Origin of the sequence: Gordonia sp. McavH-238-E, from assembly GCF_022348225.1 — a bacterium.
GTDB lineage: Bacteria > Actinomycetota > Actinomycetes > Mycobacteriales > Mycobacteriaceae > Gordonia > Gordonia terrae.
Genome location: NZ_JAKRFE010000005.1, coordinates 371414 through 383521 on the forward strand (window position 1 = coordinate 371414; position 12108 = coordinate 383521).

11 protein-coding genes are annotated in these 12108 nt (G+C 68.9%); 6 read left to right on the plus strand and 5 right to left on the minus strand.

Annotation, left to right across the window (positions count from 1 at the left end):
* Window positions 1–88 precede the first annotated feature (88 nt).
* From MHN80_RS09800 to hrcA, 4 genes are all read right to left on the minus strand, one after another.
* A complete protein-coding gene (locus tag MHN80_RS09800; protein ID WP_101819563.1) occupies window positions 89–868 on the minus strand; it encodes a S9 family peptidase in 780 nt (259 codons plus the stop codon).
* On the minus strand, window positions 865–1614 hold the full coding sequence (locus tag MHN80_RS09805; protein WP_033203953.1) for a 16S rRNA (uracil(1498)-N(3))-methyltransferase: 750 nt from the start codon (window positions 1612–1614) through the stop codon (window positions 865–867). The genes MHN80_RS09800 and MHN80_RS09805 overlap by 4 nt, the downstream gene beginning before the upstream one ends.
* A 63-nt stretch (window positions 1615–1677) precedes the next feature.
* Window positions 1678–2844 (minus strand): molecular chaperone DnaJ, encoded by a 1167-nt coding sequence (dnaJ, locus tag MHN80_RS09810; RefSeq protein WP_101819376.1) that lies wholly within the window; start codon window positions 2842–2844, stop codon window positions 1678–1680.
* A gap of 172 nt (window positions 2845–3016) precedes the next feature.
* The gene (gene hrcA / locus MHN80_RS09815; RefSeq protein ID WP_010841232.1) at window positions 3017–4051 is read right to left on the minus strand and encodes a heat-inducible transcriptional repressor HrcA; all 1035 of its coding nucleotides are present in this window, start codon (window positions 4049–4051) and stop codon (window positions 3017–3019) included.
* Window positions 4052–4213: 162 nt separating this feature from the next.
* Here hrcA and MHN80_RS09820 point away from each other — a divergent pair, with 162 nt between their 5' ends.
* Window positions 4214–4672 (plus strand): type II toxin-antitoxin system VapB family antitoxin, encoded by a 459-nt coding sequence (locus MHN80_RS09820; RefSeq protein ID WP_004023027.1) that lies wholly within the window; start codon window positions 4214–4216, stop codon window positions 4670–4672.
* A gap of 18 nt (window positions 4673–4690) precedes the next feature.
* Here MHN80_RS09820 and hemW read toward each other — a convergent pair whose 3' ends face one another.
* A complete protein-coding gene (hemW, locus tag MHN80_RS09825; protein ID WP_051987151.1) occupies window positions 4691–5857 on the minus strand; it encodes a radical SAM family heme chaperone HemW in 1167 nt (388 codons plus the stop codon).
* Window positions 5858–6257: 400 nt separating this feature from the next.
* Between hemW and MHN80_RS09830 the strand changes: the two genes are divergently transcribed.
* Genes MHN80_RS09830 through MHN80_RS09850 form a run of 5 tightly spaced genes read left to right on the plus strand, consistent with a single transcriptional unit; the run spans window position 6258 to window position 11764 of the window.
* Window positions 6258–8033: a nitrite/sulfite reductase gene (locus MHN80_RS09830; protein WP_239401192.1), complete on the plus strand. Its 1776-nt coding sequence runs from the start codon at window positions 6258–6260 to the stop codon at window positions 8031–8033.
* Window positions 8030–8779 carry a phosphoadenylyl-sulfate reductase gene (locus MHN80_RS09835; RefSeq protein WP_004023031.1) on the plus strand — a complete coding sequence of 250 codons (750 nt, stop codon included), beginning with the start codon at window positions 8030–8032 and terminating at the stop codon, window positions 8777–8779. Before MHN80_RS09830 ends, MHN80_RS09835 begins: the two co-directional genes overlap by 4 nt.
* Complete coding sequence (gene cysD, locus MHN80_RS09840; RefSeq protein WP_374206329.1) at window positions 8761–9753, plus strand: sulfate adenylyltransferase subunit CysD; 993 nt, start codon at window positions 8761–8763, stop codon at window positions 9751–9753. Before MHN80_RS09835 ends, cysD begins: the two co-directional genes overlap by 19 nt.
* Window positions 9753–11048 (plus strand): sulfate adenylyltransferase subunit 1, encoded by a 1296-nt coding sequence (locus MHN80_RS09845; RefSeq protein WP_239401195.1) that lies wholly within the window; start codon window positions 9753–9755, stop codon window positions 11046–11048. Before cysD ends, MHN80_RS09845 begins: the two co-directional genes overlap by 1 nt.
* Window positions 11045–11764, plus strand: coding sequence for a sirohydrochlorin chelatase (locus tag MHN80_RS09850; RefSeq protein ID WP_239401196.1), 720 nt, complete (start codon window positions 11045–11047; stop codon window positions 11762–11764). Before MHN80_RS09845 ends, MHN80_RS09850 begins: the two co-directional genes overlap by 4 nt.
* Window positions 11765–12108: the final 344 nt, after the last annotated feature.

The window sequence follows — 12108 nt, forward strand, 5'->3', positions numbered from 1 at the left end:
GCTCGACCCCGGCCCACCGCTCCCGCGGCCCGCAGAGGTGTGGTCAGTGTATCGCGGTGCAACAGCCGATCAGCAGGCAATATTTCCGTCAGATCCCCAGCACCCGGATCGTCTGCCGCGTGCACGCGCTCCGCGGGTCGACGAAGGCGTCGTGCCCTTCGCCGGGGACCGCGACGAACTCCGCGGACTGTCCGCGGGCGATCGCGGCGTCGACGTACCGGCGGCTGGACTCGATCGGGATGAGATCGTCGGTGTCGCCGTGTATCGCCACGACGTGGGCGTCGACGACCGGCGCCAGCAGGGGCGAGGCATCTGCGTACCGCCGCGGCGACTCACTGAACGGCCGACCCATGAACGCCCGCACCGACTCTCGGTCGGCGGCTTCGACGGTGTCGAGTACGGCCGCCTGCGCGACGACCGTGGTGATGGTGGCCGTGGCGGTGCGTGCGCCGAGCTGTCCGACCGCCCAGACCGCGAGCTGGCCACCGGCCGAGTGCCCGACGACCGCCGTCGAGGAGAAGTCGACGCCGCCCGCCGGGAGCAGGTCACGGACGGACCCGTCGAGGGCGCCGAGTGCATCGATGACATCCCGGCCGGTGTTCGGCCATCCGCCGCCCTCTTCACCGACCCGGCGGTACTCGATGTTCCACACCGCCGCCCCGCGCTCGGCGAGCATGCGGGCGATCGCGGTCTGCGTCGTCGAGCCGAATTCGACCGACCAGGAACCGCCGTGCACCAAGACCACGAGCCGCGCGGGCGCCGCGGCGTCGAAACCGTCGGCGGGCACGTACAGGTGCCCGAACTGCGAAGGCGCCGAGCCGTATTCGACCTTCGTACGACGCACCGAGCGGCGTCCGACGACACTCATCGCGTCCACCGGCGGGTGAGCACCCCGATCGCGCCGAGCGCCACCGCGGCCGCCGTCGACGTGCGCAGGACCTCGGGACCGAGCACGACCGACTGCGCCCCGAGCGCGGTCAGATCGGCGACCTCACCGGCGTCGAGACCACCCTCGGGCCCGACCACGAGCAGGATCTCGGTGGCGTCGGCGAGGGGCAGCTGTGCGAGTGGTTGCGCGGCCTCCTCGTGCAAGACGGCGACGACTCCGCCCGCGGCCACGACGTCCGCGCAGCGGGCACGGACGTCGATGGTGGTCGCGAGGTCGGTGACCTCCGGGATCCACGGACGCCGGCTCTGCTTCGCGGCCGCCGACGCCGCGGCCCGCCATTTGCCGACACCCTTGTCCGCCTTGCCCGTCCATCGCGACACGCACCGCAGTGCCTGCCAGGGCACGATGACATCGACGCCTGCCTCGGTGGCGAGGTCGACCGCGAGCTCGGACCGTTCGGATTTCGGCAACGCCTGCACCAGGGTCACCTGCGGGGTGGGGCGCGCCTCGAACGAGAGGTCGTGGACAGTCGCCACCAGCGTGTCCTTGGCGGTGATCTCCCGGATCTCGCAACCGCCCACCGAACCGGCGCCGTCACCGACCAGGATCCGCTCGCCCACACCGAGCCGGGCGACGGTGACCGCGTGCCGGCCCTCGGGCCCACTCAGGGTCACCTCGGCCCCGGGTGCGGGCACGGAGTCCGCCCAGAACAGCGGTGGACTCACCGCGCACCCGCCGCCCGGGAGGGGCACACCCGCCGAGACCTCATCGCCACGGACACGCCGGGTCTACTTCCCGGCGAACGCGTTGCGCAGCCGCGAGAAGAGGCCACCCGGCGCCGCGGCGGCCGATGTGTTGACCACCTCGATCTCGTCGGCGGCGACCTTGCGGTACTTCTTGAGCGCCTCGGTCTGCGCCGCGTCGAGTCGGGTCGGTACGACGACGTCGAGGTGGACGTGCATGGTGCCGCGCACTCCGGAACTGACGTGCGGCATGCCCTGACCCCGCAGCTTCACGATCTGCCCGGGTTGGGTTCCGGGTGCGACCGTCACCGTGACCGGGTCCCCGAGAATGGTCTCCACCTCGAACTCGGCGCCGAGCGCCGCGTCGGCCATCGGGACCTTGACCGTGCAGTGCAGGTCGTCCTTGTCGCGCAGGAACACCTCGTGGGGACGCTCGGAGACCTCGACGTACAGGTCGCCCGCGGGACCACCGCCCAGACCGACCTCGCCCTGACCGGTGAGACGCACGCGCATGCCGTTCTCGATTCCGGCCGGGATGCGCACGGTCATCGTGCGGCGCGAACGGTAGCGTCCGTCGCCGCCGCACTTGTGGCACGGGTCCGGGATGACCTCGCCGACGCCGTGGCAGGTCGGGCACTCCCGGACGGTCATGACCTGACCGAGGAACGAGCGCTGCACCGACTGGATCTCGCCGGCGCCCTTACAGATGTCGCAGGTCACCGGCTTGCTGTCACCGTTGGTGCCCGAGCCGGTACACACATCGCACAGGATCGCCGTGTCGACGGTGATCTCCTTGGCGACGCCCTTGGCGCATTCGGCGAGATCGAGGGTGAGGTTCACCAGAGCGGGCTCACCCGGCTGCACCCGCGACTTGGGTCCGCGACCCGAACCGAAGCCGCCGCCACCGCCGAAGGCGCCGCCGTTGCCGAAGAACGCCTCGAAGACGTCGCCGAATCCCCCGCCACCGCCGCCGAAACCGCCGAAGCCGCCGGCACCCGCGCCGGCCAGCGGGTCGCCGCCGGCGTCGACGATGCGTCGCTTCTCCGGATCGGTCAGCACCTCGTAGGCCGTGCTGACCTCTTTGAACTCGTCTTCCTTGCCCGGGTTGACGTCGGGGTGCAGCTCGCGGGCCTTCTTGCGGTAGGCGCGCTTGAGCTCCTGATCACTGGCGCCCTGCGCCACACCCAGGATTGCGTAATAGTCACGTGCCACGGTTGTAGTGATCCTTCGGTCTCAGTTGGTGCCTGGCGGCGTGTGCTCTCACGATCGCGCGGGACGTGTGCGGGGCACCGTCCCGACCGCCGATCATCGACGCTGCTTCGTGCGTGCGGGCGGCGGGCCGGGGACAGCGGTCTGCCGGTCAGCGATCACGGGACGTCTGCGGTCATCGTTCGGCGAGCACCTCACCGATGTATTTGGCAACGGCCGCCACCGAGGCGATGGTTCCCGGATAGTCCATTCGTGTGGGGCCGAGCACACCGACGCCGCCGAACACGGTTCCCGATGCACCGTACCCCGTCGACACCACCGAGGTACCACGCAGGTTCTCCGTCCGGGTCTCCTCGCCGATCTGCACCGTGACCTGGCCCATGTCCTGCGTCGTCGCGAGGATCTTGAGCACCACCACCTGCTCCTCCAGGGCCTCCAGGACGGTGTCCATGCCGCCGACGACCGGGGTGAAGTCGGCTGCCGAGCGCGCGAGATTCGACGTTCCGCCCAGCACCAGTCGGTCGTCACCGCGTTCGACGAGGGTCTCGACCAAGACGGTCGCGATGTTGAGGACCGCCCCGCGCAGATCCTCGGGCGCAGAGTTGGCTAGTTCGGCGACCGCCGCCGAGGCGGCTTCGAGCCGTTTGCCGTGGAGAGCGGCGGAGAACAGATCGCGCAACCGGGCGATCTCGTCCTCGTCGTGGTCCTCGTTCAGTGCCACCATGCGCTGTTCGACCCGGCCGTTGTCGACGATGACGACCAGCAGCAGACGCGACGGCGAGAGGGTGACGACCTCGAGGTGACGCACGGTCGCGGCCGAGAGCACCGGGTACTGGATGACCGCGACCTGCCGGGTCAGCTGGGCGAGGAGTCGGACCGACCGCCGCAGCACGTCGTCGAGGTCGACGCCGGAGTCGAGCACCGACAGGATGGCGCGACGCTCGGCGGCCGACAGCGGCTTGATCTCGCTGATCCGGTCGACGAACATCCGGTAACCCTTGTCGGTGGGCACCCGGCCGGAGCTGGTGTGCGGCTGGGTGATGTAACCCTCCGCCTCCAACACCGCCATGTCGTTGCGGACGGTGGCGCTCGACACTCCCAGCTGGTGGCGCTCGACGAGCGCCTTCGAGCCGATCGGTTCCTGCGTGTCGACGTAGTCGGTCACGATCGCACGCAAGATCTCGAAGCGACGATCATCGGTGGTAGACACGCGGTACACCTCCTGACTCGGATCCCTGCCATACAGTTGGGTGCGTTCCATAGTACGAAATGGGATCGCGATCACCGTGCCACGGCGTGGTGTCGTGCACTGACGGTCGACGCATCGTCGAAGGGCAGCAATCGTCGAGGCAGAGGCGTCGGAGGAGTTCGCATGATCTTCAAAGGGGTGCGGGAGGGCAAGCCCTACCCCGACCACGGGTTGTCGACGCGCGGCTGGGCCAAGATCCCGCCGCGACAGTTGCGGCTCGACCAGTTGACGCCGATCACCAAGGTCCTCGCCCTGGACAAACTCCTCAGCGAGGACTCCACGTTCTACGGCGACCTCTTCGCCCACGTCGTGCGGTGGGAGGGCGAGCTCTACCTGGAGGACGGACTGCATCGCGCCGTTCGCTCGGCGTTGCGCAACCGCCACATCATCCACGCGCGCACCCTCGACCTCGACGCCCTGGACCTGGCCGACACGGCCAAGCCGTTGGACGAGCAGCTCGAGGACACCGCCGAGATCCCCGCGCGCCGGCCCCCGAGCGCACCCGACGGGGCGGGCGCGCACCGTCGTGGTCCGCGATCGACGGGCTGGACGAGTCCGCCCCGCCCCGACCAGACCTGGTGACAATCGGCGTGATCCGGGTCAGCCCCAGAGCACGCGACGGATCACCCCGTCGGCGAGCAGCCTTCCCGCATCGGTGAGCACGTAGGCCCCGCTGGTGGCGGTCAACAGACCGTCCGCGCAGAGCTGTTCGGCGTTCGCGGTCTCGGCCTCGTCGAGGAGGTCGCGCGGCAGTCCGCTGCGGCACCTGGTGGTCAACATGACGGCCTCGAGGTGTCGGTCCGCGGGACTCAACTGCTCGGCCGATGCGATCGGCAACACCCCGTCCGCCAACGACTTCGAGTAGCGCGCAGGGTGTTTGGCATTCAGCCAGCGAACGCCGGCGGCGTGGGAATGCGCGCCCGGACCGATGCCCCACCAGTCGTGGCTGTGCCAGTAGGCGATGTTGTGGCGGCACACCGAATCGTCGCCGCGCGCCCAGTTGGACACCTCGTACCAGTCGAGGCCGTCGGCACGCAGGCGCTGGTCGAGGATCTGATACCGGTCGGCGAGGACGTCGTCGTCGGGCGCCGGCATCTCCCCGCGGCGGATTCGACGCGCGAGCGCGGTGCCGTCCTCGACGATCAGCGCGTAGGCCGACACGTGGTCCACCCCGGCCTCCAGGACGGCGTCGACGGTGGCGTGCAGGTCCGCATCGGTCTCACCGGGCGTGCCGTAGATCAGGTCGAGGTTGACGTGGTCGAATCCGGCGGCCCGTGCCTCCCGGGCGGCAGCGACGGCCCGGCCCGGGGTGTGGGTGCGGTCGAGCAGCCTCAGCACGTGCTCGGCCGCCGACTGCATGCCGAGCGAGATCCGGGTGAATCCGGCTGACCGGAGGTCCGCGAAGAACCCGGGCGAGGTCGACTCCGGGTTCGACTCGGTGGTGATCTCCACGTCGTCGGCCAGGTCGAAGTTCGTCCGCACGGAATCGAGGAGCCGCGTGAGACCGGCACCGCCGAGGAGCGACGGCGTGCCTCCGCCGACGAAGATCGTCGAGACCGGGCGGGCCGGCGTCAGCAATCGTGCCGCGACCTCCAGTTCGCGGGCGACCGCCTCCTGCCACGAGTCCGGCGAGGACGAGGAACCCAGTTCGCCCGCGGTGTAGGTGTTGAAGTCGCAGTAGCCGCACCGGGTCGCGCAGAACGGGACGTGCAGGTAGAGCGCGAGGGGCACGTCGGGGTCGACGCCGCGGCAAGCATCCGCGACCATCCCGGCCGCGGGCGTAGCTGTCTCGACGTTCACCCCTCCATCATGCCGATCGTGGCGGCAAGGGCGGAAATCGTCGACCCCGCCGGGAACAGCGTCGTCGTCGGCGGCGTTGTGCCGCGCAGGCGAGGACCTCCCCCGCCCGGTTTCCATCATCATGATGGAAAATAACCCCAAGTAGACGAGCCGATGCGGAGCGTGGCACTATGGACCGCGTGATTTTCCCCGGGGTGTGGCTCGCCGCTCGACGCCACATTGATCTCAAGCGCGTCAACAGCGCTTTCTGTCGCATCTAGCGACGTCTCGGCCCCGATTTGTCCCCATTTCTCGGGGGATGCCGGCACGTTTCAGCCCGTAATTCGTGCAACGAACGCCGGCCCTGTGTGCCGGCACAGGAGAGTTCATGACGTCCACCACCGACGCCCCCGCCGCTTCCGCCTCGGGTGCACCGAACGACGCTGCCGCCGAATCGGTCACCGCAGCACCGGCCGCCGAGAAGCCCGCGCGGCCGGCTCGCAAGGCCCGTCCGACCAAGCGCCGCGCCGAAGGACAGTGGAAGCTCGGTTACCGTGAGCCGCTGAACCCGAACGAGCAGGTCAAGAAGGACGACAACCCGCTCAACGTCCGCGCCCGCATCGAGAACATCTACTCCAAGCAGGGCTTCGACTCGATCGACAAGCAGGATCTGCGCGGCCGGATGCGCTGGTGGGGTCTCTACACCCAGCGCGCCGAGGGGTACGACGGCACGTGGACCGGCGACGAGAACATCGACATCCTCGAAGACAGCCACTTCATGATGCGCGTGCGCTGCGACGGTGGCGCGCTCAACGTCGAGCAGCTGCGCACCCTCGGTGAGATCTCCACCGAGTTCGCCCGCGACACCGCGGACCTCTCCGACCGTGAGAACGTCCAGTACCACTGGATCCGCATCGAGGACGTCCCGACGATCTGGGAGCGCCTCGAAGGTGTCGGACTCAAGACCACCGAGGCCTGCGGCGACTGCCCGCGCGTCGTGCTCGGCTCGCCGCTCGCCGGCGAATCCCTCGACGAGGTCCTCGACCCCACCCCCGCCATCGACGAGATCGTCCGCCGCTACATCGGCGACCCGAAGTACTCGAACCTGCCGCGCAAGTTCAAGACCGCGATCTCGGGCCAGCAGGACGTGGTGCACGAGATCAACGACGTCGCCTTCGTCGGCGTCGTCCATCCCGAGCACGGCCCCGGCCTCGACCTCTGGGTCGGCGGCGGACTCTCCACCAACCCGATGCTCGCCCAGCGCGTGGGCGCCTGGGTCCCGCTCGACGAAGTGCCCGACGTGTGGGAGGCCGTGGTCTCGATCTTCCGCGACTACGGCTACCGACGGCTGCGCGCCAAGGCCCGGCTGAAGTTCCTCATCAAGGACTGGGGCATCGAGAAGTTCCGTCAGGTACTCGAGGACGAGTACCTGGGCCGCAAGCTGATCGACGGCCCGGCCCCGGAGCAACCCGAGCGACCGATCGACCACATCGGTGTGCAGAAGCTGCGCAACGGACTCAACGCGATCGGCTTCTCCCCCATCGCCGGACGCGTCTCGGGCACGATCCTGACCAAGGCCGCGGCGGCCGTCGCCGCGGCGGGGTCCGACCGGGTCCGGTTCACCCCGTACCAGAAGCTCATCGTCCTCGACGTCCCCGACGACAAGGTCGACTGGCTGATCGACGAGCTCAAGCCGCTCGGCCTGCACGGCCGGCCCACGCGGTGGCGCCGGAATCTCCTGGCGTGCAGCGGTATCGAGTTCTGCAAGCTCTCGTTCACCGAGACCCGCAAGCGGTCGCAGGTCCTCGCGCCGGAGCTCGACGAGCGGCTCGCCGACATCAACTCGAAGCTCGACGTGCCGATCACGGTGAACATCAACGGGTGCCCCAACTCGTGCGGACGGTCCCAGATCGCCGACATCGGTTTCAAGGGACAGCTCGTCGAGGACGCCGACGGCAATCAGACCGACGGCTTCCAGGTCCACCTGGGCGGCAGCCTCGGACTGGATTCGGGTTTCGGTCGCAAGTTGCGCCAGCACAAGGTGCTGGGCACCGAATTGGGCGATTACATCGAGCGCGTGGTCCGCAACTTCGTCGACCAGCGCACCGAAGGTGAACGGTTCGCGCAGTGGGCCGTTCGTGCCGACGAGGAGGCACTGCGATGACCATCGAGACGACCCCCCGGACCGGGCGGCGCTTCAGCGAGGAGCAACTGCGCGACATCGCCGAGAAGGGCGCCGCGGACCTCGGTTCCGACGCCACTCCCGAAGAGCTGATCCGCTGGACCGCGCAGACCTTCGGCACCAATTTCGTCGTCGCGTCGAACATGCAGGACGCGGCGCTCGTCGATCTCTCGGTGAAGCACATCGATCGCGATCTCCTCGACGGCGACCCGGTCAAGGTGCTGTTCCTCGACACCGGATATCACTTCGCCGAGACCATCGGCACCCGTGACGCCGTCGAGCAGGTGTACGGCGTGGAGATGGTGAACCTGACGCCCGAGCACAGCGTCGCCGAGCAGGATGAGCTGTTGGGGCGCAATCTCTTCGCGCGCGACCCGGGCGAATGCTGCCGGCTGCGGAAGGTCGTGCCGCTCAAGGCCGGACTCGCCGGCTACGACGCGTGGATCACGGGCATCCGTCGCGTGGAGGCACCGACACGGGCGAACGCCCCGCTCATCTCCTTCGACGAGGGCTTCGGGCTGGTCAAGATCAATCCGATCGCGGCTTGGTCCGACGAGACGATGCAGGACTACATCGACACCAACGGCGTGCTGGTGAATCCGCTCGTCGACGAGGGCTACCCCTCCATCGGGTGCGCACCGTGCACCGCCAAACCCGAACCCGGATCCGATCCGCGCAGCGGCCGCTGGGCCGGACGCGCCAAGACAGAATGTGGGCTGCACGCATGACCGTGACCGAAACACCGTCCGTTCCGGAGACGCCCGGCGTCGCCGCCGCGGCCCAGACGAGCGGCGCCGCCACGGAGGCCGACGAGTTCACCACACTCGACGCCCTGGAGTCCGAGGCGATCCACATCTTCCGGGAGGTCGCGGGCGAGTTCGAACGTCCGGTGATCCTGTTCTCCGGCGGCAAGGACTCCACCGTTCTCCTGCACGTCGCGTTGAAGGCGTTCTGGCCTGCGCCGCTGCCCTTCTCGTTGCTGCATGTCGACACCGGGCACAACCTGCCCGAGGTGCTCGAGTTCCGCGATCAGGTCGTCGAGCGGCACAACCTGCGGCTGCACGTCGCCAGGGTCGAGGACTACCTGGCCGACGGCCGCCTCACCGAGCGTCCCGATGGTGTGCGCAACCCCTTGCAGACCATTCCCCTCCTCGACGCCATCACCGAGAACCGTTTCGACGCGGTGTTCGGCGGCGGTCGCCGCGACGAGGAGCGATCGCGCGCCAAGGAGAGGATCTTCTCGCTGCGCAATGCCTTCGGCCAGTGGGACCCGAAGCGTCAGCGTCCCGAGCTGTGGAACCTCTACAACGGTCGCCACGCCCCGGGTGAACACGTGCGGGTGTTCCCGCTGTCGAACTGGACCGAACTCGACATCTGGCGCTACATCGCCCGCGAGCAGGTCCTCCTCCCGTCGATCTACTACGCCCACGAGCGCGAGGTCTACCAGCGTGACGGCATGTGGATGACCTCGGGAGTCTGGGGCGGCCCGCGCGAAGGTGAAGAGCTCCAACGCCTGTCGGTGCGCTACCGCACCGTCGGGGACGGCTCGTCGACCGGTGCGGTGCTCTCCGACGCCGCCGACAACGAGGCCGTACTCGCCGAGGTCGCCGCATCGCGGCTGACCGAGCGCGGCGCCACCCGTGGCGACGACCGGGTCTCCGAGGCCGCCATGGAAGACCGCAAGCGCGAAGGATATTTCTGATGAAACACGCCCCTGATCTCCTCCGCATCGCGACCGCGGGCAGCGTCGACGACGGCAAGTCGACGCTTGTCGGCCGACTGCTGTACGACACGAAATCCGTTCTGGCCGACCAGATCGACGCGGTCACCAAGGCCTCGGTGGACCGCGGACTCGACACCCCGGACCTGTCGCTGCTCGTCGACGGGTTGCGCGCCGAGCGCGAGCAGGGCATCACCATCGATGTCGCCTACCGCTACTTCGCCACGCCCGCGCGCTCGTTCGTGCTCGCCGACACCCCGGGCCATGTGCAGTACACCCGCAACACCGTGTCCGGGGCCTCTACCGCGCAGCTGGTGATCCTGCTCGTCGACGCCCGCACCGGCGTCGTCGCCCAGACCCGCCGCCACGCCGCGGTGATGGCTCTCCTCGGTGTCCCGCAGCTGGTGCTGGCCGTGAACAAGATCGATCTCGTCGCCGATCAGGCGTCGGTGTTCGCCGAGATCTCCGCCGAGTTCGCCGAACTCACCCGGTCGCTGGGCTGGTCGGACGAGCAGGTCACCGCGATCCCGGTGTCGGCGTTGCACGGCGACAACGTCGCGAACCGTTCCGACACCACCAGCTTCTACGACGGGCCGACCCTCATCGAGCACCTCGAGACCGTGCCCAACCTGGTGGAGCGCAACGAGGTGGGCCTGCGCTTCCCCGTGCAGTACGTCATCCGTCCGCGCACGCCGGAGCACCCCGACTATCGCGGCTACGCGGGCCAGATCGCCGCCGGCCGGGTCTCCGTCGGCGACGAGGTGGTCGTCCTGCCGTCGGGGCAGCGGACCACCGTCAGCCAGATCGACACCGCCGACGGCGAACTGCCCACCGCACACACCGGACGCAGCGTCACGATCCTGCTGGCAGACGACGTCGACATCTCCCGCGGCGATGTGATCGCAGCCGCCGCCGATGCCCCGGAACCGTTGCAGCAGTTCACCGCAACGGTGTGCTGGCTCGCCGAGAAGCCGTTACGTCCGGGCGCGCGCCTGCTCCTCAAGCACGGCACCAAGACCACCCAGGCCATCGTCGGCGCACTCGACGCGCTGTTCGACGAGCAGAACCTGGCCCTGGTGGAGGCTCCGGAATCGGTGGAGCTGAACCAGATCGTGCGGATCTCGGTGCAGACCGCCGAGCCGATCCCGGCCGACGACTACCAGGTGAACCGCGAGTCGGGAAGCTTCCTGCTCATCGACCCGCAGGGCGGCAACACGCTGGCCGCCGGGCTCGTCGGCGACGCATTGGCTCCGTTGCATCTCAAAGAGCTGGTGTGACACCGAGTCTCGTCCTCGTCGCACACGGCAGTCGCGACCCGCGCTTCGGCGCGACCGCGCGCCGTGTGCGCGACGCCGTCGCCTCGAGCCTTCCCGGCGTCGACGTGGTGCTCTCCTACCTCGACCTCGACGAGCCACCGGTCGGGGATGTGCTCAGCCACATTGCCGCCGATCCGGTCGTCGTACCGATGCTGCTCGCGGCGGGATACCACCACAAGGTCGACCTCCCGTCGATCATCGCGTCGTGCCGCCCGACGGCGCGACAGACCGACGTCATGGGCACCCGCTCGTTGACGGGCGCGCTGACCGATCGTCTGCTCGAGGCCGGCCTGGGACCGCGCGACGGGGTCATCCTGTCCGCGGTCGGGTCGTCTGACCCCGACGCCGATCGGTCGGTGCGTCTGCGCGCGATCGAGCTCTCGACTCGACTGCACCGGCCCGTCGAGGTGGTCTTCGCGACCAAACTGGGCGCGGGACAGCGTGCGGTGGCCACGGCTGTGCGACGGTTGCGCGCCGGCGGCGCCGACCGGATCGCCCTCAGTCCGTATTTCCTGTCGGCCGGACTGCTCACCGAGCGGGTCGAGTCGGCGCTCGACGCCCTGGTCGACGACACACTTGTCGCCGGCCCGCTCGGCACTCACCCAGAAGTCGTCGACGCGATCGGCTCGCTCTACCGCGCGGCCGTCGACCGACGCGCGGTGCCCGCCGGACACTGACTGTCCGCTCGCCGAAGACGCAAGCGACGACCCTCTCTGCTCCCTGAGGGACGCGAGCGACGCCCCCCTCTGCTTGAAGGTGCAAGGAGCGCAAGCGACGCCCCCCTCTGCTTGAAGGTGCAAGGAGCGCAAGCGACGACCCTCTCTGCTCCCTGAGGTGCGAGGAGCGCAGCGACGCCCCCTCTGCTCCCTGAGCCTGGATCCGTGGACGGGTGCGGGGTGTCGATAACGTGAAAATGCCCTCTGAGCTGGAATGATTGGTGGTGTTGAGACAACAAAACATTCCAGCTCAGAAGGCACTTTCAGTGAAAGTATCGCACACGTTCTCCGCCGAGTCCGCCATC